At 71.4% G+C, this 25,917-nt stretch carries 20 protein-coding genes; 15 read left to right on the top strand and 5 right to left on the bottom strand.

Features of this window, described 5'->3' with window-relative positions:
• Positions 1-16: 16 nt before the first annotated feature.
• The 4 genes from ACGH48_RS11465 to ACGH48_RS11480 all read left to right on the top strand — a co-directional run bounded on the left by ACGH48_RS11465 (position 17) and on the right by ACGH48_RS11480 (position 4,303).
• Complete coding sequence (locus ACGH48_RS11465) at positions 17-649, top strand: HAD family hydrolase (protein ID WP_396288699.1); 633 nt, start codon at positions 17-19, stop codon at positions 647-649.
• Positions 650-659: 10 nt separating this feature from the next.
• Positions 660-1,742: an NADH:flavin oxidoreductase/NADH oxidase gene (locus ACGH48_RS11470; protein ID WP_396288701.1), complete on the top strand. Its 1,083-nt coding sequence runs from the start codon at positions 660-662 to the stop codon at positions 1,740-1,742.
• A gap of 156 nt (positions 1,743-1,898) precedes the next feature.
• Positions 1,899-3,269: a hemolysin family protein gene (locus ACGH48_RS11475; protein ID WP_396288702.1), complete on the top strand. Its 1,371-nt coding sequence runs from the start codon at positions 1,899-1,901 to the stop codon at positions 3,267-3,269.
• On the top strand, positions 3,266-4,303 hold the full coding sequence (locus ACGH48_RS11480; RefSeq protein WP_396288704.1) for a hemolysin family protein: 1,038 nt from the start codon (positions 3,266-3,268) through the stop codon (positions 4,301-4,303). The genes ACGH48_RS11475 and ACGH48_RS11480 overlap by 4 nt, the downstream gene beginning before the upstream one ends.
• 148 nt (positions 4,304-4,451) lie before the next feature.
• Here ACGH48_RS11480 and ACGH48_RS11485 read toward each other — a convergent pair whose 3' ends face one another.
• The gene (locus ACGH48_RS11485) at positions 4,452-5,891 is read right to left on the bottom strand and encodes a GuaB1 family IMP dehydrogenase-related protein (protein WP_123312335.1); all 1,440 of its coding nucleotides are present in this window, start codon (positions 5,889-5,891) and stop codon (positions 4,452-4,454) included.
• Between the two features lie 166 nt (positions 5,892-6,057).
• Here ACGH48_RS11485 and ACGH48_RS11490 point away from each other — a divergent pair, with 166 nt between their 5' ends.
• On the top strand, positions 6,058-9,783 hold the full coding sequence (locus tag ACGH48_RS11490) for a multifunctional oxoglutarate decarboxylase/oxoglutarate dehydrogenase thiamine pyrophosphate-binding subunit/dihydrolipoyllysine-residue succinyltransferase subunit (protein WP_396288706.1): 3,726 nt from the start codon (positions 6,058-6,060) through the stop codon (positions 9,781-9,783).
• An 18-nt stretch (positions 9,784-9,801) separates the two neighbouring features.
• Here the strand turns inward: ACGH48_RS11490 and ACGH48_RS11495 are convergent, their stop codons facing one another.
• Positions 9,802-10,242, bottom strand: coding sequence for a GNAT family N-acetyltransferase (locus ACGH48_RS11495; RefSeq protein WP_123294768.1), 441 nt, complete (start codon positions 10,240-10,242; stop codon positions 9,802-9,804).
• A 66-nt stretch (positions 10,243-10,308) separates the two neighbouring features.
• On the opposite strand from ACGH48_RS11495, the gene ACGH48_RS11500 reads away from it, so the two are divergent.
• Entirely contained in the window at positions 10,309-10,530 is a 222-nt protein-coding gene (locus ACGH48_RS11500) for a hypothetical protein (RefSeq protein WP_396288707.1), read from the top strand.
• A 13-nt stretch (positions 10,531-10,543) separates the two neighbouring features.
• Here ACGH48_RS11500 and ACGH48_RS11505 read toward each other — a convergent pair whose 3' ends face one another.
• Together ACGH48_RS11505 and ACGH48_RS11510 are read right to left on the bottom strand one after the other, a co-directional pair.
• The gene (locus ACGH48_RS11505; RefSeq protein ID WP_111086426.1) at positions 10,544-10,786 is read right to left on the bottom strand and encodes a zf-HC2 domain-containing protein; all 243 of its coding nucleotides are present in this window, start codon (positions 10,784-10,786) and stop codon (positions 10,544-10,546) included.
• Complete coding sequence (locus ACGH48_RS11510; protein ID WP_396288708.1) at positions 10,783-11,544, bottom strand: sigma-70 family RNA polymerase sigma factor; 762 nt, start codon at positions 11,542-11,544, stop codon at positions 10,783-10,785. The genes ACGH48_RS11505 and ACGH48_RS11510 overlap by 4 nt, the downstream gene beginning before the upstream one ends.
• Before the next feature lie 111 nt (positions 11,545-11,655).
• On the opposite strand from ACGH48_RS11510, the gene aroA reads away from it, so the two are divergent.
• The 4 genes from aroA to hisN all read left to right on the top strand — a co-directional run bounded on the left by aroA (position 11,656) and on the right by hisN (position 16,395).
• Positions 11,656-13,050: a 3-phosphoshikimate 1-carboxyvinyltransferase gene (gene aroA, locus ACGH48_RS11515; RefSeq protein WP_396288709.1), complete on the top strand. Its 1,395-nt coding sequence runs from the start codon at positions 11,656-11,658 to the stop codon at positions 13,048-13,050.
• Between the two features lie 4 nt (positions 13,051-13,054).
• Complete coding sequence (rsgA, locus tag ACGH48_RS11520) at positions 13,055-14,146, top strand: ribosome small subunit-dependent GTPase A (RefSeq protein WP_396288710.1); 1,092 nt, start codon at positions 13,055-13,057, stop codon at positions 14,144-14,146.
• 275 nt (positions 14,147-14,421) lie between these two features.
• Positions 14,422-15,594 carry a hypothetical protein gene (locus ACGH48_RS11525; protein ID WP_148061746.1) on the top strand — a complete coding sequence of 391 codons (1,173 nt, stop codon included), beginning with the start codon at positions 14,422-14,424 and terminating at the stop codon, positions 15,592-15,594.
• Positions 15,595-15,612: 18 nt separating this feature from the next.
• Positions 15,613-16,395, top strand: a complete 783-nt coding sequence (gene hisN, locus ACGH48_RS11530) for a histidinol-phosphatase (RefSeq protein ID WP_123312329.1) — start codon at positions 15,613-15,615, stop codon at positions 16,393-16,395.
• 59 nt (positions 16,396-16,454) lie between these two features.
• Here hisN and ACGH48_RS11535 read toward each other — a convergent pair whose 3' ends face one another.
• Positions 16,455-17,942, bottom strand: a complete 1,488-nt coding sequence (locus ACGH48_RS11535; protein WP_396288711.1) for an MFS transporter — start codon at positions 17,940-17,942, stop codon at positions 16,455-16,457.
• A gap of 487 nt (positions 17,943-18,429) precedes the next feature.
• Here ACGH48_RS11535 and ACGH48_RS11540 point away from each other — a divergent pair, with 487 nt between their 5' ends.
• The 5 genes from ACGH48_RS11540 to ACGH48_RS11560 all read left to right on the top strand — a co-directional run bounded on the left by ACGH48_RS11540 (position 18,430) and on the right by ACGH48_RS11560 (position 25,914).
• The gene (locus ACGH48_RS11540; RefSeq protein WP_396288712.1) at positions 18,430-21,126 is read left to right on the top strand and encodes a LuxR C-terminal-related transcriptional regulator; all 2,697 of its coding nucleotides are present in this window, start codon (positions 18,430-18,432) and stop codon (positions 21,124-21,126) included.
• A gap of 425 nt (positions 21,127-21,551) precedes the next feature.
• The gene (gene glmS / locus ACGH48_RS11545) at positions 21,552-23,366 is read left to right on the top strand and encodes a glutamine--fructose-6-phosphate transaminase (isomerizing) (protein WP_396288713.1); all 1,815 of its coding nucleotides are present in this window, start codon (positions 21,552-21,554) and stop codon (positions 23,364-23,366) included.
• Positions 23,366-23,479 (top strand): Rax2 family protein, encoded by a 114-nt coding sequence (locus ACGH48_RS11550; RefSeq protein ID WP_260233009.1) that lies wholly within the window; start codon positions 23,366-23,368, stop codon positions 23,477-23,479. Before glmS ends, ACGH48_RS11550 begins: the two co-directional genes overlap by 1 nt.
• 150 nt (positions 23,480-23,629) lie before the next feature.
• Positions 23,630-24,343: a M50 family metallopeptidase gene (locus tag ACGH48_RS11555; protein ID WP_396288715.1), complete on the top strand. Its 714-nt coding sequence runs from the start codon at positions 23,630-23,632 to the stop codon at positions 24,341-24,343.
• Positions 24,344-24,516: 173 nt separating this feature from the next.
• The gene (locus tag ACGH48_RS11560) at positions 24,517-25,914 is read left to right on the top strand and encodes an O-acetylhomoserine aminocarboxypropyltransferase/cysteine synthase family protein (protein WP_123312323.1); all 1,398 of its coding nucleotides are present in this window, start codon (positions 24,517-24,519) and stop codon (positions 25,912-25,914) included.
• The last annotated feature ends 3 nt before the right edge of the window (positions 25,915-25,917 follow it).

Consider the following 25,917-nt stretch of genomic DNA (forward strand, 5'->3'; position numbering starts at 1 on the left):
CGTTACGGTGGAGCACATGAGCCTGTTCCTGCCTGGTCGCGTGGTGGTCTTCGACTACGGCGAGGTGATCAGCAGGACGCCGCACGCGTCGCGTGACGCACTCGTGGAGGTGACGGGGGTGCCGGCCGACGAACTGTTCCCCGTCTACCAGGAGCTCCGCCACGACCTGGACCGCGGGGACCTCTCCGTCGTGGCGTACTGGCGGGCGATCGGCGAGCGCGTCGGACGCAGCTGGAGCATCACGGACATCCACCGGTTCTGGGCCGTCGACTTCACCGGGTGGTTCGAGGTCGAACCGGAGACCCTGGCGATCGTCGAGGAGCTGCACGACGCGGGTACCCGGGTGGCACTGCTGTCCAACGCCGGCTTCGACTTCGGCGACCCGTACCGACGCTCCCCGATGGGCTCGCTGTTCGAGACCGTCGTCGTGAGCGCCGAGGAGCACGTCCTGAAGCCCGCCGCATCCATCTACCGCGACACCTGCGCGCGTCTGGGAATCGAGCCGCAGCAGATGGTGTTCGTGGACAACAGGGCCGAGAACGCCACCGGCGCGGAAGCGATCGGGGCGGTCGGCCACCACTACACGTCGTCGGCGTCACTGCGGTCGTTCCTGACGGAACTCGCGGCCGAGCCGGCGCCCGTCCCCTGAGGAGTCCCGCGTGACGCACGCCCTGTTCGAGCCGATCACCATCCGTGACCTGACGGTCCGCAACCGCATCTGGGTCTCCCCGATGTGCCAGTACTCGGCCGAGGAGCAGGACGGAATGCCGACCCCGTGGCACCTCGTCCACCTGGGCGGCTTCGCCAAGGGCGGGGCCGGCGCGGTCGTCGTCGAGGCCACCGGCGTGGTGCCGGAGGGCCGGATCAGCCCGCAGGACCTCGGACTCTGGAACGACCAGCAGCGCGACGCCTTCAAGCCGATCGTCGACTTCCTGCACGCGCAGGGTGCCGCCGCCGGTGTCCAGCTCGCGCACGCCGGCCGCAAGGCGTCGACGTTCCGCCCGTGGGAGTCCGAGCACGGGTCGGTCCCCGCCGAGCGGGGCGGCTGGTCGACCGTCGGCCCGTCCGCCGTGGCCTTCGACGGGTACGCCGTGCCGCGCGAGCTCGAGACCGAGGACATCCGGGTCGTCGCCCTGGCGTTCGCGCAGTCCGCTCGCCGTGCCGTCGAGGCCGGGTTCGACCTGGTCGAGATCCACGCAGCCCACGGGTACCTGCTGCACCAGTTCCTCTCGCCGCTCAGCAACCACCGCACCGACCAGTACGGCGGATCGCTCGAGAACCGTGCCCGGGCGCTGCTCGAGGTCGTCGACGCCGTCCGTGCCGAGGTCGGCGAGGGCTTCCCGATCGTCGTCCGGTTCTCGGCGACCGACTGGGTGGACGGCGGGGTCACGCTCGACGAGACCACGCAGGTCGCCCGGTGGGCTGCGGAGCACGGCGCGGACCTGGCCGACGTCTCGACCGGCGGCAACGTCGCGAGCGCACCGATCCCGGTCGGCCCCGGCTACCAGGTGCCGCACGCCGCGGCGATCAAGCGCGACGCCGGCATCGGCACCATCGCGGTCGGCATGATCTCCGAGGGCTTCCAGGCCGAGCAGATCGTCGCGACCGGGCAGGCCGACGTCGTGATGGTCGGCCGCGAGTTCCTGCGCGACCCGGGCTTCCCGCTGCGTGTGGCCGTCGAGCTCGGCGTGACCGTCGACTACGAGCCGCAGCAGTACCACCGCGCCCGCGTCACGGCGTAGGGACCGGCGGTTCTGTACGGATTCACGGCTCCGGGCCCCGGCAGGCAGTACGATTGGCAGCACTGTGGACGATCCCCCGAATAGTTCTTCGCCTCACTCATCCGCCGCTCACTCGGTGAGCTGCACGTCATCCCCGTGCGCGGACGGGGGTGAATCATGAGTCCGATCGACATCGTCATGCTCGTCGGCGGCATCCTGCTGACGCTCGGCACCGGCGTCTTCGTCGCGTCCGAGTTCGCGCTCGTCAACCTCGACCGCGCAGACGTCGAAGCGCGTCGCGACCGCGGTGAGCCGGGCCTGGCACCCGTCATCGGGGCGTTGAAGGTCACCTCGACGCACCTGTCCAGTGCGCAGCTCGGCATCACGCTGACCACGCTGCTCACCGGGTACCTGCTCGAGCCGTCGATCGCGAAGCTGCTCGAGGCGCCGTTCCTGGCGATGAACCTGCCGGAGGGCATCGTCGAGACGGTCGGCTCGATCATCGCGCTCGTCATCGCGACCCTGTTGTCGATGATCCTCGGTGAGCTCGTGCCGAAGAACTTCGCCCTCGCGCTGCCGCTGCAGACCGCGAAGCTCGTCGTGCCCCTGCAGATCGCCTTCACGACCGTGTTCAAGCCGGCCGTCGCGGTGCTGAACGGCACCGCGAACGCCGTGCTCCGGTCGATCGGGATCGAGCCGCAAGAGGAACTGTCCGGCGCTCGCAGCGCCGAGGAGCTCACCTCGCTGCTCCGGCGGTCGGCGTCCGAGGGGTCGCTCGAGCAGGACACCGCGACCCTGCTCGAACGGACGATCTCGTTCTCCGAGCTGAGCGCCAGCGACGTGATGACCCCGCGCCCGCGGCTCTCCACCATCCGGGTGTCCGAGTCCGCGCAGGACGTCATCGCCCTCGCCCGCAAGACCGGCTTCAGCCGCTTCCCCGTCATCGAGGAGGACGCGGACGACGTCGTCGGCATCGTGCACGTCAAGCAGGCGGTCGCCGTCCCCCGCGAGAAGCGCGCGGAGGTCCCCGTCGGGGCCCTCATGACCGACGCCGAACGCGTGCCCGAGACGATGCCGGGCGACACCCTGCTCGCCGAGGTCCGTGGCCGCGGCTACCAGATGGTCATCGTGGTCGACGAGTACGGCGGCACCGCCGGGGTCGTCACGCTCGAGGACCTGATCGAGGAGATCGTCGGCGAGGTCTCCGACGAGCACGACCGCGCCCGCATCGACGTGGTCCGCTCCCGCGACTGGTTGACCTTCCCCGGTCTCCTGCGTCCCGACGAGCTCGAGGACCGCGCCGGCGTGAAGGTGCCGGAGGACGGCCCGTACGAGACCGTCGGCGGCTTCCTCATGTCGACGCTCGGCCGCCTGCCCGTCGTCGGTGACGAGGTCCCGCTCGACGGCGGCGTGTTCCGCGTCGAACGCCTCGACGGCCGGCGGATCGACCGCATCCGCTGGACCCCGACGCCCCCGCCGACGGACACCGCGGCGACCGCCATCATCATCCCGGCCACGAAGACCACCACGAAGGGCAGTACCCGATGAGCTCCGACTGGTGGGGTATCTTCTGGCTCTTCGTGCTGCTGCTCGGCAACGCGTACTTCGTCGCCGCCGAGTTCGCCGTCATCTCCGCGCGCCGCTCGCAGATCGAACCGCGTGCGGAGGAGGGCTCGAAGGCCGCGCAGATGACCCTGTGGGCGATGGAGCACGCCACCCGCATGCTCGCGACCACGCAGCTCGGCATCACGGTCTGCTCGCTGCTCATCCTGAACGTCTCCGAGCCGGCGATCCACCACCTACTCGAGGTCCCGCTGCACCTGACGGGCTGGAGCGTCGAGGTCATCGGCACCGTGGCGTTCGTGATCACGCTGCTGCTCGTCTCGTTCCTGCACGTGGTGTTCGGCGAGATGGTCCCGAAGAACATCTCGTTCTCGATGCCCGACCGCGCCGCCCTGCTGCTCGTTCCGACGCTCTGGTACATCGGCCACGGCCTGCACTGGGTCATCGTCGGCCTGAACGAGGTCGCGAACGCCGTGCTGCGGCTGTTCCGCGTCGAGCCCAAGGACGAAGCCGTCAGCGCGTTCACGGTGGAAGAGGTGCAGACCATCGTGGAGCAGTCCCGCCGCGAGGGCACCCTGACCGACGACGGCAAGCTCGCGTTGGCGTTCGAGTTCACCGAGAAGAAGGTCCGCGACGTCGCCGTGCCGATGGCCGAGCTCGTCGCCCTGCCCGAGGACGCCACCCCGGCGGACGTCGAGCGTGCGGTGGCGCAGCGTGGGTTCTCGCGGTACGTGCTCGTGGGCGAGGACGGCTCCCCCACGGGCTACGTGCACGTGAAGGACGTCATCGACCTGCGGCCGGACGAGTTCGACGACCCGGTGCCGCCGAAGCGCATCCGGCAGCTCATCTCGCTCTACACGGAGATGGACCTCGAGGACGCCCTGGCCACCATGCGAGCTGCTGGCCGCCACGTGGCTCGCGCGTTCGACGCCGACGGCCGGACCCTCGGTGTGCTCTTCCTCGAGGACATCCTCGAGGAACTGGTCGGCGAGGTCGAGGACGCGACCCGACGCCGGTAGACGCGGGAACAGACGGACGGGAGGCACGGTGCCAGCTGGCACCGTGCCTCCCGTCGATCGTGTGGCCACGTTCACCGCCGCGAAAGCGACAGATCCCTGCGAACGTTCCACAGGGATCTGTCGCTTTCGCGGCGCTGGCGGCCAGCCGCTACCAGCTGACGGGGAGCGGCTTGCCCTCCTCGTACCCGGCGGCGGACTGGATGCCGACCAGGGCACGCTCCGAGAACTCGGCGAGCGACGCGGCACCGGCGTAGGTGGCGGAGCTGCGGACGCCCGTGGTGATCATGTCGAGCAGGTCCTCGACGCTCGGGCGCTCCGGGTCGAGGTAGATCGTCGACGACGAGATCCCCTCGGCGAACAGCTCCTTGCGGGCTCGCTCGTACGGGTCGAGCCGCTCGAAGCGCTCGCGGACGGCCTTGGCGGACGCCATCCCCCAGCTCTCCTTGTAGGCCTTGCCGGCGGCGTCGCGGCGGAGCACGCCCGGCGCCTCGAGCGTGCCGGCGAACCACGAGCCGATCATCACGGCCGAGGCGCCGGCCGCGAGGGCGAGGGCGACGTCGCGCGGGTACCGCACCCCGCCGTCGGCCCAGACGTGCGCGCCGAGTGACCGCGCCGCCGCCGCGGTCTCGAGGACTGCGGAGAACTGCGGCCGACCGACCGCGGTCATCATGCGCGTGGTGCACATGGCGCCGGGTCCGACACCGACCTTGATGATGTCCGCACCCGCGTCGACGAGGTGGGCGACGGCGTCGGCGGTGACGACGTTGCCGGCGACGAGCGGGATGCCGAGCCGCAGTGCGGCGACGGTGCGGAGCGCGCGGAGCATGCCCTCCTGGTGTCCGTGGGCCGTGTCGAGGACCAGGACGTCGACCCCGGCGGCGGCGAGGGCCTGCGCCTTGGCGGCGACGTCGCCGTTGATGCCGATCGCGGCCGCGACGCGCAGGCGACCCGAGGCGTCGACGGCGGGGGTGTAGATGTCGGAGCGGATGGCGCTCGTCCGGCTCGTGGTGCCGACCACCTTGCCGTGCCGGACGACGGGCGCGAAGTCGACCTCGGCGCCGCTCAGCACGTCGTAGACGTGGCGGGGCGTGCCGGCGTCCTCGGCGTCGATCGCGGTCGAGGCGCCGTGCAGCAGGTCGCCGAGCGTCGCGTCGGGACCGGCGTCGCCGAGCCGGCTCGCGGGGACGCAGCCGAGGTACTCCCCGGCGGCGTCACGGACCACCACGCCACGACCGGCGACGGGCAGCAGCTGCTCCAGTGCCTCGGCGACGGTGGTGGACGAGCCCATGTCGTAGGCGGTGTCGTAGTCGACCGGCTGGTCCTTCACCCAGCGGATCGCGGCGTCGAGGTCCTGCAGGTGCATGTCCTGCGGCAGGACGCCGAGGCCACCGCGCCGGGCCAGGGTCGCGGCGAGGCGCGGACCCGTGACCGAGTTCATGTTGGCGCTCACGATCGGGATCGTCGCACCGCTGCCGTCGTTGGACGCCAGGTCGACGTCGAAGCGGCTCGTCACACCGGAACGGCTCGGGACGAGGAAGACGTCGGAGTAGGTCAGGTCGTGCGTCGGCCGCGTCTCGTAGAACCTCATGGGCCCCACTGTACGGCTCCGCCCGGGGGCCGGACCGGGCCCCGACTCGCGCCGAGGCTGACACGGAACGGACATGTGCGAGCGGCTAGGCTTGGCACCTGTGCGGGGCAGGGTTGCGCCGCACGACACACACGAGCATCTATCGACGGAGAGTGGGCGATCGGCTGTGTCGAGCCATCTGACCGGAACGGACGAGACCGCGGGCGAATTCGGGGCGAACGAGTGGCTCGTCGACGAGCTCTACGAGCAGTTCGTCGCGGACAAGGAGTCGGTCGACAAGTCCTGGTGGCCGGTCCTCGAGAGCTACCACCGCACGCAGGTCGGCGGCGCTCCGGCAGCTGACACCGCCCCCGCCGCTCCCGCCGCGGCCGAGACCACCACCACGGAGCCGTCCGCCGCAGCGCCCGCTCCGGCCGGTGGTCCGATCCAGGCGAAGACCACGTCGCGCCAGCCGACGCCACCGCCGATCCCGGCCGAGGCGAACGACGCCGCCGACGACCACGAGGAGACCCACGAGGACGTGGCGACCCCGCTCCGGGGCATGGCGAAGACCCTGGCGTCGAACATGGACGCCTCGCTCACCGTCCCCACCGCGACGAGCGTCCGGACGATCCCGGCGAAGCTGATGATCGACAACCGGATCGTCATCAACAACCACCTGCGCCGTGCCCGCGGCGGCAAGATCTCCTTCACCCACCTGATCGGGTGGGCGATGGTGCAGGCGCTCAAGGACTTCCCGAGCCAGAACGTGTTCTACGAGGAGCGCGACGGCAAGCCGTTCGTCGTCGCCCCGGCGCACGTGAACCTCGGCATCGCGATCGACGTCCCGAAGAAGGACGGCACCCGGTCGCTGCTCGTCCCGAGCATCAAGCGCGCGGAGACCCTGACCTTCGGCCAGTTCCTGTCGGCGTACGAGGACCTGGTGAAGCGGGCCCGCGACAACAAGCTGACGCCGGCCGACTTCCAGGGCACGACGATCTCGCTCACGAACCCGGGCGGCATCGGGACCGTGCACTCGGTCCCCCGCCTGACCAAGGGGCAGGGCGCCATCATCGGTGCCGGCGCCCTCGAGTACCCGGCGCAGTTCCAGGGATCGGCGTCGAAGACCCTGGTCGAGCTCGGCATCGGCAAGACCATCACCCTGACGAGCACCTACGACCACCGGGTCATCCAGGGCGCCGGGTCGGGCGAGTACCTCAAGCACGTGCACGAGCGCCTCATCGGCGAGCACGGCTTCTACGACGGCATCTTCGCCGCGCTCCGGATCCCGTACAAGCCGATCCAGTGGGCGAACGACATCAACGTCGACCTGGCGCACCGCGTCAACAAGACCGCTCGCGTGCAGGAGCTCATCAACAGCTACCGCGTCCGCGGGCACCTGATGGCCGACATCGACCCGCTCGAGTACCGCCAGCGCACACACCCCGACCTCGAGATCGAGAGCCACGGGCTGACCTTCTGGGACCTCGACCGCGAGTTCGTCACCGGCGGGCTGGCCGGCACGACGAGCGCTCCGCTGCGCGACGTGCTCGGGATCCTGCGCGACGCGTACTGCCGCACGGTCGGCATCGAGTACATGCACATCCAGGACCCGGAGCAGCGCCGCTGGGTGCAGGAACGCATCGAGGTCCCCTACTCCAAGCCGTCGAAGGACGAGCAGCTCCGTGTCCTCGGCAAGCTCAACGAGGCCGAGGCGTTCGAGACCTTCCTGCAGACGAAGTACGTCGGACAGAAGCGCTTCTCGCTCGAGGGCGGCGAGTCCACCATCGCGTTCCTCGACACCCTCATCCAGCACGCCGCTGCTGTGGGCCTCGCCGAGGTCGCGATCGGCATGGCGCACCGCGGTCGCCTGAACGTGCTGACGAACATCGCGGGCAAGACGTACGGCCAGATCTTCCGTGAGTTCGAGGGGTCGTCCCTGCCGGGGTCGGTGTCCGGCCAGGGCTCCGGCGACGTGAAGTACCACGTGGGCACCGAGGGGCTCTTCCGCACCTCGGACGGCTCGAGCATCCCCGTGACGATCGCGGCGAACCCGTCCCACCTCGAGGCCGTCGACGGCGTGCTCGAGGGCATCGTCCGCGCCAAGCAGGACAAGCAGGGCCCCGGTTCGACGAACGTCCTGCCGGTCCTCGTCCACGGCGATGCGGCGATGGCCGGTCAGGGCGTCGTGGTCGAGACGCTGCAGATGTCGCAGCTGCGCGGCTACCGCACCGGCGGCACCGTGCACCTCGTCATCAACAACCAGGTCGGCTTCACGACCCCGCCGGAGTCGGCACGCAGCTCGGTGTACTCCACCGACGTCGCCAAGACGATCCAGGCGCCGATCTTCCACGTCAACGGTGACGACCCCGAGGCCGTCGCACGCGTCGCCGACCTGGCGTTCGAGTACCGCGAGGCGTTCCACCGCGATGTCGTCATCGACCTCATCTGCTACCGCCGCCGCGGGCACAACGAGGGCGACGACCCCTCGATGACCCAGCCGCTCATGTACAACCTCATCGAGGCGAAGCGCTCCGTCCGCACCCTGTACACCGAGGCCCTCGTCGGCCGCGGTGACATCACCCAGGAGGAGTACGACGAGGCGCACCGCGACTTCCAGGACCGCCTGGAGCGTGCCTTCGCCGAGACGCACGAGGCGCAGACCGGCACCATCCCGGTCATCCAGGTCGACGACGACGGCGCCGTGCAGGGGCTCGAACGTCCGGCGGCGCAGCAGGACGACTCCGAGGTCGAGGTCCGCGACACCGCGGTCTCCGAAGAACTCGTCCGCTCCATCGGGGACGCCCACAGCAACCCGCCCGCCGGCTTCTCGATCCACCCGAAGCTGCAGCAGCTGCTGTCGAAGCGCACCGAGATGACCCGCAACGGCGGCGTCGACTGGGCGATGGCCGAGCTCATGGCGATCGGTTCGCTGCTGGTCGAGGGCAAGCCCGTCCGGTTCGCCGGCCAGGACGCCCGGCGCGGCACCTTCGTCCAGCGCCAGGCGGTGTTCCACGACCGGTCGAACGGCCAAGAGTGGCTGCCGCTGTCGAACCTCTCCGAGGGCCAGGCCCGCTTCACCATCTACGACTCGCTCCTCAGCGAGTACGCGGCGATGGCGTTCGAGTACGGCTACTCGGTGGAGCGCCCCGAGGCACTCGTGCTGTGGGAAGCGCAGTTCGGAGACTTCGCGAACGGCGCCCAGACCGTCATCGACGAGTTCATCTCGTCCGCCGAGCAGAAGTGGGGTCAGCGCTCCGGCCTGGTGCTGCTGCTGCCGCACGGTTACGAGGGCCAGGGACCGGACCACTCCTCCGCCCGCATCGAGCGCTACCTGCAGCTGTGCGCCGAGGACAACATGGTCGTCGCCCGTCCCTCCACCCCGGCGTCCTACTTCCACCTGCTGCGTCGTCAGGCGTGGGCGCGTCCGCAGAAGCCGCTGATCGTCTTCTCGCCGAAGGCCATGCTCCGGCTGCGGCAGGCGACGAGTGCGGTCGAGGCCTTCACCGACGGCACCTTCGAAGAGGTCATCGACGACGACCGGGTGACCGACAAGGCCGCGGTGCGTCGCGTGGTGCTGCACTCCGGCAAGGTGCACCACGACCTGCGCGCCGAGGTCGACAAGCGCGGGGTCACCGACGTCGCCCTCGTCCGGCTGGAGCAGCTCGCGCCGCTCCCCCTCGAGCGCATCCTCGAGGTGCTCGCGGGCTACCCGGACGCCGACGTCGTGTGGGCGCAGGAAGAGCCCGAGAACCAGGGCGCCTGGCCCTTCGTCTGCATGAACCTGTCACCGCACCTCGACGGTCGACCGCTGTCGGTCGCCGCCCGTGCCGCGAGTGCCGCGCCGGCCACCGGTTCGTCGAAGCGCTCCGCGCAGGAGGCCACCGAGGTCATCGAGAAGGCACTCGGCTAGACCCCACGCCGGGGTGCGCTACGCGATCTTCGTGTAGCGCACCCCGGCGTCGTGGTACCCGCGCTTCTGGTAGAACCGGTGCGCGCTGTCCGTCGCGGCCGCGCTGACGGCGCTCAGGCGACGCGCGCCCTGCTCCACCGCCCATGCTTCGAAGGTGCCGATGAGCGCCGAACCGGTGCCGAGCCTCCTGGCCGTGTCGTCGACCACCAGCAGCAGGAGCTGCGCCGTCGGTTCGTCGCTCGCGTACGCCCAGGTGACCTGCGCGCCGGCGACGGCGACCGCGCGACCATCGTCGCCACGCACCACCCAGGTGCGGTGTCCGGCCTCGGGTGTGAGCCGTTCGAGGCGCGCGCGCATCGCCGCGTCGTCGACCTCGTGGCCGAGCAGGCGGACGAGGGCGGCGACGTCGGAGACGTCCGTGTCGGACCAGGTGGTGATCGACTCGACGAGGAGGGTCATGCTGGCGACCCTACCCGGGCGCCGCGCTGTGTTGCGACGGAGTGTCATCACAACTGATATTCATATATGCTGCTGACCCTCTGGCTCGACGGGGTGCAACAGGACGCCCGGACCGACGCCGTGTCACTCCGACAGTACGACTTGCACTGGCGAGCGGGCCGGCAGACGTTGGCCGGATGGCCGAACGCCGGTGGGTACGCGTTCACCGGCGACGTCGACACGGTCCGCGTGTACGACGACGTGCTGGACGCCTCGACGATCGCAGCGCACCACGCCGCCGGACGCTGAGCCCGCAGCTTCGTCAGTGGGTGGACTGCTCCAGCCGGATGCGCGCGAGGATCTCGCCACGCAGTTCTTCCGGAGCGGTCTCCTTGCACGCGCGGCGCACGGTCTCGATCAGGACGACGCCGACGCGGTGTTCGGTCGTGCAGTCCTCGCAGTCGTCCATGTGCTCACGGATGTCCGCCGCGTCCTCGCGGCAGAGCTCCCCGTGCAGGAACTCCTCGAGCTCGGCCTTCGCCTTGGAGCAGTCGCAGCCGCTCATCGTGCTTCCTTCCCATCGACGCGACCCTCGGTCGCGGCAGTCTTCCGGCCTCGTCCGCGCATCGTCGCCGTCGACGCTGCGTCCGGGACGATGCCGGTCTCACGGGCGTGGTCCGCCAGGAGCCCCCGGAGGAGCCGGCGACCACGGTGCAGACGGCTCATGACCGTCCCCACGGGGGTCTTCATGATGTCGGCGATCTCCTGGTACGAGAAGCCCTCGACATCAGCGAAGTACACGGCCATCCGGAAGTCCTCCGGGATGGCCTGCAGGGCGTCCTTGACCGCAGAGGACGGCAGGTGGTCGATCGCGTCGGCCTCGGCCGACCGTGCGGAGATCGACTGGGTGACGCTCTCCGCGCCGCCCAGCTGCCAGTCCTCGAGCTCGTCGATGGTGCCCTGGTACGGGTTCCGCTGGTTCTTGCGGTACGTGTTGATGAACGTGTTCGTCAGGATCCGGTACAGCCAGGCCTTCAGGTTCGTGCCTTGCTTGAACTGACGGAACGCGGCGAACGCCTTGACGAACGTCTCCTGCACGAGGTCCGAGGCGTCGGCCGGGTTGCGGGTCATCCGCATCGCCGCGCCGTACAGCTGGTCCATGAAGGGCAGCGCCTGGGTCTCGAAGAGGGTGCGGAGCTCGTCGGCCGGCACCGTCTTGGCGTCGACGAACGACGCCTCGTCTTCCGCCTCGACCGCGTCGAGCTGCTCCTCGGTCTCCTCGACCAGGTCGTGCGGTGCTGCCTGCGGCTCGTCGGTCGTCATCGCGGGCCAGTCTAGAGCGAGCGACGTGGACACGCCGGGCAGGCGCGTCCGCGATGGTGCGAGTGCTGTCGCCAAGGGTCCTCCCGATCGTTTCAGTAGTCTTGTGAACCGATGGCAGACACGACGCATTCCCGGAGCGGTGCACAGCCCGCCGCGGACCTGGCCCCCTGGATCGCCCCGCTCGCGCGCGGCCCCCTGCGCGGCGACGTCGCGCTGCCCGGCTCGAAGTCGCTGACGAACCGCGAGCTCGTGCTCGCCGCCCTCGCGGACGGCCCCTCCGTCATCCGCCTGCCGCTGCACTCCCGCGACTCGGCGCTCATGATCGCGGGGCTCCGGCAGCTCGGCGTCGGGATCGACGAGGTCGAACCGGCACCGGGCGAGCAGCCGAACCCGTACGGCCCGGACCTCCGGATCACCCCGGCGCCGATGCACGGCGACGTGCGCGTCGACTGCGGGCTCGCCGGCACCGTGATGCGGTTCCTGCCGCCCCTCGCCGCCCTGGCCGTCGGCCCCGTGGTCATCGACGGCGACCCCTACGCCCGCAAGCGTCCGATGCACGCGATCATCCGGGCGCTCGTCGGCCTCGGCGTCGACGTCACCGACGACGGCGACGGCTCGATGCCGTTCGCGTTCACCGGCACCGGCTCGGTCCGGGGTGGCGCCCTGTCGATCGATGCGTCGGCGTCGTCCCAGTTCGTCTCGGGCCTGCTGCTCTCCGCGCCGCGCTTCGACGAGGGCCTGCACCTCACCCACGTGGGCGAACGACTGCCGAGCCTGCCGCACATCGAGATGACCGTCGCCACGCTCCGTGCCCGCGGCGTGACCGTCGACGAGCCCGCGGTCGGCGAGTGGGTCGTCCACCCCGGGCCGATCGGCGCGGGCGACGTCACGATCGAGCCGGACCTGTCGAACGCCGCACCGTTCGCGGTCGCCGCGCTCGTCGCGGGCGGCACCGTCCGCATCCGCACCTGGCCGCGCGCGACCACGCAGGTCGGCGCCGACCTCGAGACGCTCCTGCCCCTGTGGGGCGCGACCGTGGCCCGAGACGGTGACGACCTGGTCGTCGACGGCGGCGTCGGGATCCGGGGCGGGGCCTCCTTGCCGGGTGTCGACCTGGACCTCAGCCGCGGCGGCGAGCTCGCACCGGCGCTCGTCGCGCTGGCGGCACTGGCCGGCGAGCCGACCGAGATCACCGGGATCGGCCACCTGCGTGGGCACGAGACGGATCGCCTCGCCGCGCTCGCGGCGGACGTGAACCGATCGGGAGGCTCGGTGCACGAACTCGACGACGGCCTGCGGATCGAGCCTGCCGCGCTCCACGGCGGCGACTGGGCCGCGTACGACGACCACCGGATGGCGACGGCCGGCGCCATCGTGGGGCTCGTCGTCGACGGCGTCGCCGTCGACGACATCGGGTCGACGGCGAAGACCCTGCCGCAGTTCCCCGAGCTGTGGGCGGCGATGGTCGCCTCCTCCGGCTCGCTCGACTCGGTTCCGGGAGTCTGAGCGCATGAGCTGGTGGGACGACGTCGACGGTGACGATTCCGACGCGGACGAGCCGTACGGACAGTACGACGAGTCGAGCGTTCGGGTGCGTCCGAACCCGAAGGGCAACCGACCCCGCACGAAGACGCGGCCGACCTACGACGACGCTCCTGTCGGCTGGGTGACGAACGTCGACCGCGGGCGGTTCGGCGTGCTGGTGGGGACGGGGTCCGGCTCCGGCTCCGGCTCCGGCTCCGGCTCCGGCGACGAGCACGTCATCACGGCGACCAAGGCCCGCGAGCTCGGCAAGAAGTCCGTCGTCACCGGCGACCACGTGTCGCTCGTCGGCGACGTCTCCGGCGACCCCGGATCGCTGGCACGCATCGTGAAGGTCGCCGAGCGCACCACCTTGCTCCGCCGCAGCGCCGACGACTCCGACGAGGTCGAGCGCGTCATCGTGGCGAACGCCGACCAGATGCTCATCGTGGTGGCCGCCGCCGACCCCGAGCCGCGCACCCGCCTGATCGACCGGTACCTGGTGGCCGCGTTCGACGCCGGCCTCGACCCGATCCTCTGCATCACGAAGACCGACCTCGCCGACCCTGCCCCGTTCCTGGCGCACTTCGCGTGCCTCGACCTCCGGATCGTGACGAGCCGATCGGACGACGTCCCGTTCGAGGCGCTGCACGACCTGCTCGACGACAAGGTCACCGTGACCGTCGGGCACTCGGGCGTCGGCAAGTCGACGCTCGTGAACGCCCTGACCGGGTCGACGCGGGCGATCGGTGTCGTGAACTCGGTGACGGGTCGCGGGCGGCACACCTCGTCGTCGTCGATCGCGCTGCGGGTGCGGGACGGCGGCTGGATCATCGACACCCCCGGCGTGCGGTCGTTCGGCCTCGGGCACGTCGACCCGGCGAACGTCTTCCGCGCGTTCGCCTCGCACGCGATCCCGGTGCGGCCCGCGCGGGACGGCATCCCGTTGGCGCAGGCGCACGACTGGGAGATCGTCGACCGGGTGCAGGACGGCGAGCTCGGGCCGACGGGCGTCGAACGGCTCGACTCGTTCCGCGCACTGCTGACCGGCATGGGCGCGTCCGACCCCGGCCTGGAGTAGCCCGTCCCGCCGCGTGCCGTCCCGCCGCGCCCGTGCCGTCCCGTCGAGGTTCCGAAATCTGCACACCTCGGCGGCGTCACGGGCCGTTCGTGGAACCTCGGCGAACAGCGCGCGGCGTGTTGTGGAACCTCGGCGGAGTGAGCTCGGGCGTGTCGCCAGCATCACCGCGCCCCACCACGCCGCGCCCCGCCGCGCCCCGCCCCACCGCGCCCCGCCCCGCTGCCCGCCCGACCCCGCGTCGACACGTGTGCAGCAGTGTTGTACAGTGGACCCTCGTGTCTGAAGTTGCAAAGTACAACTTTGCGCCGACCCCCGCCGTCGACGCCCCGTCCTCGAGCACGACAACGACGTCGCACGCGCACCACTCCCCCACGCACAAGTCCCCCAGGGCCCCGAAGCCGCAGCGCACCGACAGCGTCCTGCGCCCCGCCGGCCTCGGACGGGTGCTCCTGACCTTCGCCACGCACATCCTCGTGCCGCTGTTCCTGGCCGCCGGCATGGGACTCGCCTACCTCGGCGCCTTCCACGCACCCGCGCCGAAGGAGCTGCCGGTCGGCATCGTCGGGCAGTCCGCCGCGACCCAGGTGTTCGCCCAGACCGTCACCGACGAGTCCGACGGCGCGCTCGTCGCCCACGTCGTCGCCTCGACCAAGGACGCCGAGCGGCAGATCCGCGACCGCGACCTCGCCGCCGTGTACGCCCCGACCACCACGGGCGCGACGCTCTACGTCTCGACGGCTGCGTCGGAGACGACCGCGTCCGCCGCGCAGAAGGTCTTCCTGCCGATCGCGTACGAGCAGCACGTGCCGTTCCGGGTGGTCGACGTCGTCCCGACGGGCGAGCAGGACAGCACCGGGCAGGGGCTGTTCTTCCTGCTCGTCGCGCTGAGCGTCGGCGGCTACGCATCGGCCATCGCCGTGGCGTCCGTCGCGACGAAGCTCCGCGCGGTGTGGACCGCGGTGGTCGGGCTCGCCACCGCCGGGGTCGTCGCCGGCATCGGGATCATCGTCGCCGGACCGATCTACGGCGTCATCACCACGCACCACTGGCAGGTGTTCCTGTTCGCCTGGCTGTACGACGCGATCATCGTCGCGATCGGCGTGGGCCTGCACCCGGTGCTCGGGCGGTGGACCACTCCGGTGCTCACGATGCTGTTCGTGATGCTCAACTTCACGTCGTCCGGCGGGATCTTCCAGGCGTCGTTCGTGCCCGGGTTCTTCTCCGCGCTCCACTCCTTCTGGAGCGGCGCCGCGTGGCTGCAGGCAGCGCAGGACCTGCAGTACTTCCCGGACGCCTCCCTCGGCCGGTCGTCCCTGGTCCTCGCACTCTGGCTCGCCGCGGCGGTCCTGCTCTGCGTGGTCGTGCACGGGCTCGTCGCCCGCCGCACGCGCATCGCCCGCGAGCGCGAGGTCACCCGGCTCGAGGAGGAAGAGGTCGTCGCCGCGTAGCCCCGCTACGCTCGACCCGTGGACCTCAGCGCCGACCTGGACTTCGCCCGCTCACTCGCCGACATCGCCGACACGATCAGCCTCGAGCGGTTCCGCGCCGCCGACCTGCACGTGTCGAAGAAGGCCGACAGCACGCACGTCACCGATGCCGACCAGGCCGTCGAGCACGCCCTGCGCGAGCGGATCGCGACGGAACGGCCCGACGACGCGTTCCTCGGCGAGGAGACCACGGCGGACACCGGCGCCGAGGCGACGAGCGAGGGCCACCGCCAGTGGGTCGTCGACCCGATCGACGGCACCGCGAACTACCTGCGCGGCGTGCCGGTGTGGGCGACGCTCATCGCCCTGGCGGTCGACGGTCGCCCAGTGCTGGGCGTGGTGAGCGCCCCCGCGCTCGGCAAGCGCTGGTGGGCGGCGGAGGGGCTCGGCGCGCACTCGTTCGACGGCGCGCTCCGCGTGTCCGGCGTCGCGGACCTGTCCGACGCGAGCCTGAGCTACAACAGCATCCAGCAGTGGGACGACGACGACCGGCTCGACGCGCTCGTCGACCTGTCGCGCAGGGTCTGGCGCACGCGCGCCTACGGCGACATGTGGTCGTACATGCTGGTCGCCGAGGGCGTCATCGACATCGCGGGCGAACCCGACCTGAAGCCGTGGGACATCGCCGCCCTCGTCCCCATCGTGGAGGAGGCGGGCGGACGTTTCACCTCGCTCGACGGCGACCCCGGAGCCTGGCACGGCAGCGCGCTCGCGACGAACGGCCTGGTGCACGATGCCGTCGTCGAGGTCATCCGCCGCTAGCGCGACGCAGAACGACACCGTCGACGTCGGACGACGTCGACGGTGTCGTTCCGAGTCGATCAGGCCGCCGCGGCCTCGCGCCGAGCCGCACGCCGCCGCACCACCAGGTCCCCGACGGCCAGCACGAGAGCGAGCGCCATCAGCGACACCGTGAACGTCGTGCCGCTCCGGAACGCGTCGTGGTAGGCGTCGAGCCGACTCCCCCCGGACCCGTCACCGGCAGCGGAACCCCGCACGATCCCGTAGAAGATGCTCGTCGCCACCGCGGTGCCGATCGCGGTCCCGACGCGCTGCCCGAGCTGCTGCATGGACCCGGCGACGCCGGACTGCTCGACGGGGATCTCGGCCAGGGTGAGCGTCTGGTTCGGCGACACCACGAACCCGCCGCCGAGCCCACCGACCAGGAACGCCCCCGCCATCGCCCACGGCGTGACCTCCGGCGGGGTCAGGACCGCGGCGAGCATGAGCAGCACGAAGCCGACCACGACCATGAACAGCCCGAAGACCACCAGGGCCCGCCCGACCCGGTCGACGATCCGACCGCCGATGTACGACCCGACGGCACTCGTGGCCGCGAACGGGATGCTCACCATGCCGGCGAACAGCGGGGAGAGTCCGAGGCCTTCCTGCAGGAAGAGCGTCACCATCAGGAAGGACGCCGGGATCGCCGCGAAGTAGACGGCGACGATCGACAGCCCGTTGCGGTACGACGACAGCCGGAACAGCTCGAAGTGCACCACCGGCGACTTGCCCTGCCGCTTGTACCGGACCTCCCAGAGCACGAACAGTCCGAGGAACACCACGAACCCGACGAGCCACAGCCACCGCGCGCCGGAGTCCCCAGCACCCGTGGTGAGCACGAACGGCAGCATCAGCGTGATGATCGCGGCGCCGAGCAGCAGGATGCCGACGATGTCCAGCTCGCGGTCCTTCGCCTGTCCCTGCGCTCCCTTGGGCAGGAGCTTCACCGCGAAGAACAGGGCGACGAGCCCGAGCGGCACGTTCATCCAGAACAGCAGACGCCACCCGTTCTCCTCACCGCCGATCGCGATGAGCCCACCGCCGATGGTCGGGCCGAGCGCGGTGGAGATGCCGATCATGGCGCCGAACAGCCCGAAGGCCCGTCCGCGTTCCGGCCCGCGGAACAGCTGCTGCACGAGCCCGATCACCTGCGGCATCTGCGTGCCCGCGGCGAAGCCCTGCAGGATCCGCGTGACCATGAGCACCTCGATGGTCGGTGCCACGGCACAGAGCAGGCTCGACACGGTGAACGCGACGAGCCCGACGATGAACAGGGCGCGGCGGCTCTTCAGGTCGCCGAGCCGACCGGCGGGCACGAGGGCGAGACCGAACGCCAGGGCGTACCCCGCGACGATGAGCTGGAGCGACGAGCTGGTGGCGTGGAGGGACTGCTCGATCGACGGCAGTCCGACGTTGACCTTCGACAGGTCGAGGATGGTCAGGGCCGCCACGGCGACGCACACGGCGAAGGCCCTCCAACGCGTGCGGTCGTCGAGGCGGGCGTCGGTCGGGTCAGCGCTGGACATCACCATCGTTCGTACACCGACCGGCCTCCGGGCGGGCGAGACCCACCCCCGGGCGGGTGACACTCCCTCGTCGTGGCCCCCCGGACTGGGGGCACCGTTGCCGGATACGGGGTGCGCGGGGCGGCTCAGATGGCCAGTACCTGAGTTATCGTGCTCATGCGGAAGGTCACGCGCTGACCCGGATTCCCTAGATCCGAGTACATGAGCGCAGACCGACCGTGTTCGTCCGAAGACCCTAACCCGAGGGGTGATACAGACGATGACATCATCGTTCCCGAGCGGAACCGAGTGCACCCTCACTCGTCGACCGCATCCAATCCACGACAGCTCCGGCGCGCGCGCAGTCGCCGCCTCCCGTCCGCACTCCGACACGGCCACCCACCGTGCAGCAGTCCGGTCCGCCTCACGGCGCCCCGTCGCAGCGAACGCAGCGTTCGCCGACGACCTCTCCGCAGGATCCGCTTCCGGGCCCGGAGGCCGGTGAGTCATGGCACTCACCGGTCGACGTCTCGAGGTCGACCGGATCGCGACCCTCGCTGTACTCCCTCGGGAGTCCGCGATGGTCGTGGTCGGCGACCCTGGTTCCGGACGCAGCAGCGTCCTCGACGCGGTCTCGAACCGCGTTTCCCTCCCCGTCGTGCGGGTCGGTGTCAACGGGAGTGAATCCCGGTGGCCCCTGGCCGGCGTGACCTCCCTGTTCACCGCGCTCGACGACCCCCGTGCGACGGCCCACATCGCCCATCTCCTGCAGACGGGCGAGACGGCGGTCCCCGTGACCGCCGGACTGGCGGCGGCGCACGACTTCCTCGACGCCGTGCACGCGCTCACCCTGCCGCCGACGCTCGTGCTGATCGACGACCTCGACCGCATGGACGTCGAGAGCCAGGAGCTCATCGCGTTCCTCGCCGGCCGACTCGCGGGCACCGCCCTGCGCGTCGTGGCGACGGTCCGTTCGGTGCCGTCGGACGGTCCGCTCGCGGCCCTGCCGGCGCTCCGCATCGAGCCGCTGCCGTCCGACGAGGCACTGATCCTCGCCCGGTCGATGGCACCGGAAGAGGCGAACGACGGCGTCCTCGCCGTCCTCGCCGCGGAGACCGGTGGCAACCCCGGCGCACTCCGCGAACAGCTCGCGGTGCTCAGCCGCGAGCAGCTCACCGGTGCGGAGCCGATCGTGCTCCCGCTCCGACCCACTCCGACGACCGAGGCCCTCGCGGCGCTCGCACTCGGGTCCGCCGCGGGACGAGATCTGGACGTCCTCGCGAAGCTCGCCCTGGTGCCGGTCGCGAAGACCACGGCCTGGGACCGCGACGAGCTGGACGACCTGGTCGGAGCAGGCCTCGCCACCGTGCGGGGTCAGAGCGTGACGGTCCGCGACCCCCTGGTCCGGTCCGCGCTGTACTGGCGGATGCCCGCCCGTGACCGCCGCGCGGCGCACGCCGCGCTGGCCACGGCGAGCGCCGAGTCCGACCCGCGGGCCGCCGCGTGGCACCGGAGCTTCGTCGACGACGTCCCCGACGTGGTCGCGCTGCTCAGCGCCGCACGGTCCTACGTGGTGGACGGCAACGTGCACGCCGCGATCGCCCTCACCGAGCGTGCCCTGCACGTCGGTGGCGGCACCGAGGACGAGCTCGTCGCGCTGCTCGGGGTCGCCGAGGCCCTGCTCGGCAACCGGATGCTCGGTTACGCCGCGCGCTACCTCGCCGCGCTCCGTCCGTTCCGGACGACTGCGCACGAGGTCCGCCGGCTGCGCCTGCAGTACTCGGCGCAGTACCTCAGTGGCGACGCCGTGCACGCGGACGAGCTCCTCGTGTCGGTGGACGCGACCGAGCCGGCCGACGTGGACGCGATCGCCGGGCTGATGGCCATGGTGGCGTGCTTCCGTGCCGAGGCGTGGGAGCTCGACCAAGCGAGGGACCTCCTGCACCGTGTGGAGCCCCTCGAGGCGTCGGCGTCTCCGCACACGCTGGAGATCACGACGACCGCGCGGGAGCTCATCGCCGCGATCGACGGCACCCTGCCGGCGGACACCGACCTGCACGACGGACTCGCGACGTCGGTGCTGCTGGCGATGTCCGACCCGGCCCTGCTGCTCCTCGCCCACGCGCTGAGCATCGCCGAGCGGTACCGAAGCGCGCGTCGGGTGTTCGCACTCGTCCTCGCCCGGGGCCCGCAGACGGCACCGGTGTGGACCGAGGCAGCTCGCTACCTGACCGCCGAGAACGAGGTGCGCTCCGGGAACTTCCGGCAGGCGCTCCGCGCGATCGACGTGTGGGAGGCCGGTTCCTCGGTGGTCGAGCGGCTCCGTGAGCCGTCGCGGGCCATCGCGATCGCTTGGCGGCACTTCGCCGAGGGGCGTTCCGCCGAAGCCCTGGCGGTCGTGGACCGGTGCCTCGAGCACCGTTCGACGAGCCGCCTGTGGGGTGCGACGGCGAAGCTGCACGCGCTCCGTGGTCGGGTCCTGCTGCTCGACGGCAGACTGGAGGAGGCAGCCGCCGCACTCGAAGCGGCGGACGCCATCGGCCGGTCCCTGCGGAACCCCGCGGTACTCCGGCACCTCGGCGACCTGGTCGAGGCGTACGCGCGCCTCGGACGGATCGACGACGCCCGCACCATCACGGCGCGACTCGCTGCGGACCACCACGCCCGACCGGGCCGTTGGGGTGCGCTCGTGCTGGCGAGGAGCCTCGCGCTCGTCGCCGACGACACCACCCGGGACACGGCCCGTCGCCGCGCGCTGGAGCTGTTCCAGCCGCACGACTCGCAGTTCGAGCGGGCACGGACGTTCGCGGCCCTCGCGGTCGTCGGCAACCCCGCCGAGCGTCCGCGTCTCGGCGCAGCAGCGGCCGCGGCGTACGAGGCGGCCGGCATGCGCCGTCCCCTCGTCACCCCCGCACCGGCAGCGGCCATGCCGCCGTTCGGCACGGGGTCGTCGCTCCGGTCCGCACCGGTGCTGTCCGCGTCGATGCCGGGGACGCCCCGGAGCGCTCCGGACGCCTCCGCGGTGCTCACCTCGCTCACGGCCGAGGAACGCGCCGTGGTGCAGAAGGTGACGGAGGGCTACCGCAACCGCGAGATCGCGTCGTCGCTGTTCATGTCGCAGCGCACGGTGGAGCTGCGGCTCACGCAGATCTACCGCAAGGTGGGCGCGCGGTCGCGCTCCCACCTGGTCGCGCTGCTCACGTAGTCGACGCGACCACAAGGCGGACGGGAGGCCCGGTACCAGCTGGTACCGGGCCTCCCGTCCGCCTTTTCCCTGTCCAGAACGCGTCGTGCGTTGCGCGCGCACGTTGCGGGAGTCCGCACGCGACCGCACCGCGGCGTCCCCCGCACGCGGGGAACCGCAAGAGCAGTCGACGACTGTTGCCGTGGCGGCGTCGCCGGGTGAGGCTTCTCATGCACCGACCGCCGTGCCCCTCCCCAGGGGCCAGACCGCGGTACCCCGTCCGGTACCCGAACCTCGTGGCCCACCCACTCCGTCGTCCGTCCTCGCCTGATCCGAGGACGGGCGCCGGTCAGGACCGCGAGGACCCGGACGCGCGGCAGACCCGACGGCGGTCGGTGCCGAACCCCGCTCCACTCCCCCACCCCGTTCCCCCGAAGGGACAGCCGATGTGCGGCATCATCGCGGCCCGCGTGTCTGACGACGCGACGCCCTACCTGCTCGACGGACTCGAGCGACTCGAGTACCGCGGCTACGACTCCGCCGGCATCGCCGTCCGGACCGCCACCGGGAGCACCGAGACGATCCGTTCGGTGTCCCGTGTCGGCGACCTGCGCACGCTCGTCGCCGCCCGGTCCGGCGACGCCCTGACCGGTGTCGGCATCGGCCACACGCGCTGGGCGACGCACGGTGCCGTGCGTGAGGCGAACGCCCACCCGCACGCCGACTGCTCCCGCCGCATCAGCATCGTGCACAACGGCATCATCGAGAACGCCGACCGCCTGCGCGACATGCTCGAGGCGCAGGGGCACCGGTTCCGTTCCGAGGTCGACTCCGAGGTCATCGCGCACCTCGTCGAGCGCGCCCTGGCCGTCGACCCGGACCTGATGCTCGCCGTGCAGATCGCGACCGCGCAGCTCGAGGGGTCGTGGGCGATCGTCGTCCTCGACGCCCGCGACGGCCGGATGGTCGTGGCCGCGGACCGCTCCCCGCTCGTCGTCGCCCGGTCCGCCCGCGGCGACTTCGTGGCGAGCGACATCGGTGCGATCGCCGAGTGGTGCGAGACCTTCGTCGCACTCCGCGACGGTGACGTCGTCGAGCTCGGCGAGGCCTGGACCTGGTCGTCGAACGGGATCACCGTCCCCGTGCCGTTCCCCACCCCCTCGCCGTTCGCCGCGACCGCGCTGGACCTCGGCGACCACCCGGACCACATGGCGAAGGAGATCGGCGAGCAGGCCGACGTCGTCAGCACGATCCTGGACCGCATCGCCCGGCGCACCGCGGACGGCAGCATGTGGGTCGGCCTCGGGCTGCCCGCCTTCGAACGCCTGGCGATCGTCGCCTGCGGGACCTCGCTCAACGCCGGCCAGGTGATCGCCACCGCCCTGCGCGGCATCGGCGGCGTCCCGACCGACATCGTCGTCGCCAGCGAGGCCGACCAGGCCGTCCTCGGCCCGGACACCCTGGTCGTCGCGATCAGCCAGTCCGGCGAGACCGCCGACGTCCTCCGTGCGCTCGACCGGTTCGAGGACCGCCACCCGGTGCTGGCGCTGACGAACAACATGCACTCCTCGCTGGCCCGTCGCGCCGACGCCGTGCTCGACTGCCACGCCGGCCCGGAGATCGGCGTCGCCGCGACGAAGACGTTCACGGCGCAGGTCGTCGTCGGCGTCGCCGCGGTGATCTCCGCGCTCGTCGCGTCCGGCCGCATCGAGGTCGCACGCGCCCACGCACTCGTCGACGAACTCCTCGACCTGCCGGCACGCATCGAACACGCCACCCAGGTGTCCGCCGACCGGATGCCGCTCCTGGTGTCGAGCGTGAAGGAGGCCACCGGCTTCCTGTTCCTCGGCCGCGGTGCCGGCCTGCCGTACGCCGCCGAGGGCGCGCTCAAGCTCAAGGAGCTCAGCTACCGCTGGGCCGAGGCCTACCCCGCCGGGGAACTGAAGCACGGGCCGCTCGCACTCGTCGACGAGGGCACGCCCGTCGTCGTGGTCGACCACGGCGAGCCGAAGATCCAGTCCGCGATCGCCGAGGTCCGCGCCCGCGGCGGCTTCGTCATCACCATCGGCGGCGAGGGGTCGGACATCCCGGCGCTCGGCAGCCGCGGCACCGGCGGACTCGCCTGGGGCGCCATGGCCGCGCCGTGGGGCCCGCTCGAGGCCGTCGTGCCGCTGCAGATGCTCGCCCGCGAACTCGCGCTGCAGCTCGGCTGCGACGTCGACAAGCCGCGCAACCTGGCGAAGTCGGTGACGGTCGAGTGATGCGCGGCCGGATGAACCACCTGACGACGTTCCTGGTCGTGCTCACCGCGTTCGCGATCGCCATGACGACGGTGCTCGTCGTCGTGGTGGCGGGGCCGACCGCCCTGGGCTGACGGGCACGGTTGGGCTGAGTGCCGGCTCGCCGGAGCGGAACGACTCGGAACGACACCCTCGATGTCGTACGACGTCGAGGATGTCGTTCCACATCGTCCTCGCCGCCGGGTCTCGGGCAGTTCGCGGGACACGGCTGCGATGCTGGTCCCTTGACCACCGCAGCCCCGCCCCTCGTGTTCGCCGCGCTCGTCGTCGGCGCGCTCCTGCCGTTCCTGCCGCTCGTCGGACGCGTCGCCCGGATCGCCGCGACCATCGCCCACGAGGTCGGGCACTGCGTCGTCGTCGTCCCGTTCGGTGGCCGCATCCAGCGCATCGACCTGCACCCGGACGGCTCCGGCGAGGCCTGGGTCCAGCTCGGCCGGGTGCCCGGCGGCATCCGCTGGCTCGTCCGGATCCTCAACCTCTACGCCGGGTACAGCGCGCCGCTCTGGGCCGGGGTGCTCCTGGTGACCGGGGTGCTGCACGGCTCGCGGTGGCTGCCCGTCGCGGTGCTCGGTGTGATCGGGCTCGTGGCGCTGGTGTTCGTGCGGAACTGGTTCGGGCTGCTCGTCGTGCTCGGGTTCGACGTCCTGGCGCTGTGGGTGGCACTGCGTCCGTCCGAGACCACGGTGCTCGTGGTCGCCGCCGTCGGGGCGTTCTTCGTCGTCGACGGACTGCGGTCCGTCGTGCAGGTCGCACGGTGGCTGCTCACCGGTGCCCGCGTGCAGACGGACTTCCACATCGCCGCAGCCGAGATGCGGGTGCCGGCCGGGGTCTGGTTCGTGCTGTTCGTACTGGTGAACGGCTTGGCGGTGTGGCTCGCACGGGTCCCACTGCTCGAGGTCTGGGACACTGTGGTTGCGGGCGTGCGCGCACTCTTCTGACGAGGGGCGCTGGTCGACCCGGAACGACGTCCTCGATGTCGAACGACGTCGACCTCGTCGTTCCGCGTCGGGACCGGCGCCGCGCCCCCGCCCTGCGTAACGGAACGCCGCAAACGACTGTCCGCACGGCGAAGGCTGCGAGGCTAGCGCCAGACGACTCCCGGAGGTGTCCCATGGCGAACGACGATCACGGTTTCTCGACCGAACAGGTGCACGGCGGCTTCGTGCCCGATGCCGGGCACGGCGCACGGATCCCGGCCATCCACATGTCCTCCGGCTTCCTCTTCGACGACTTCGACCAGGCGCGCGACCGCTTCGCCGGCACCGAGGACGGCTACACCTACACCCGCCTCGGCAACCCGACGAACGCCGACGTCGAGCGCCGCGTCGCCCTGCTCGAGCGCGGCGTCGAGGCGATCCTGGTCGGCAGCGGACAGGCGGCAGCCACCATCGCGTTCCTCGGGCTCCTGCAGGCCGGCGACCACGTCCTCGCCGCCCGCAGCATCTACGAGGGCACCAAGGGGCTCCTCGTGCAGAACCTCGGCCGGCTCGGCATCGAGGTCGACTTCGTCGCCGACCAGCGCGACCTCGACGAGTGGGCGCGCCTGGTCCGTCCGAACACCAAGGCGTTCTTCGCCGAGACGATCCCGAACCCGAAGAACGACGTCCTCGACATCACCGGCGTCGCCGACACCGCCCACCGTGCCGGGGTCCCCCTGATCGTCGACAACACCCTGGCGACGCCGTACCTGGTCCGGCCGGTCGAGCACGGCGCCGACATCGTCATCCACTCGGCGTCGAAGTTCCTCTCCGGTCACGGCGCGGGACTGGGCGGCGTGGTCGTCGACGGCGGCACGTTCGACTGGTCCGCCTCCCCCGAGCGCTGGCAGCACCTCACCAGCCCGGAGCGGTCGCTCGGCGGCGAGAGCTACGTCGAGCGCTACGGCAACCGCGCGTTCGTCGTCTTCGCGCGCGACGTCGTCGCCTCGCGCATCGGCCCCACCCCGTCGCCGTTCAACGCGTTCCTGATCCGCCAGGGCATCGAGACGCTGAGCCTGCGCGTGGAACGCCACAGCGCGAACGCGCTGGCGGTGGCGCAGTGGTTGGAAGCACAGCCGGAGGTGACGAGCGTCGACCACGCGGGTCTGGCCTCCAGTCCGTTCCACGACCTCGCCCAGCGCTACCTGCCGCGTGGTGCCGGCTCCGTCTTCGCGTTCACGCTGGCGGGCGGCGAAGCCGCCGCGCACACCTTCATCGACAGCGTCCAGCTGTTCAGCCGGATGACCCACCTGGGCGACGTCCGCTCGCTGATCCTGCACCCCGCGACGACGACGCACGCCGGCAAGACCGCCGCGGAGCGCGCCGACCAGGGCATCGACGACGGCCTGATCCGACTGTCGGTCGGCATCGAGGACGTCGCGGACCTGCTCCGCGACCTGGAACGCGGGTTCGCCGCGTTGCGTTCCGCAGACGGCAGCGTTGGCCTGGAGGCCCGTGGCGCGTCCGACGCGGAGCGTGCGTCCCTGGAACACTCGGTCCCGGGCACGCACGTGATCTCCGAGGAGCTCTAGACG

The organism is Curtobacterium pomorum, from assembly GCF_044497295.1.
GTDB lineage: Bacteria > Actinomycetota > Actinomycetes > Actinomycetales > Microbacteriaceae > Curtobacterium.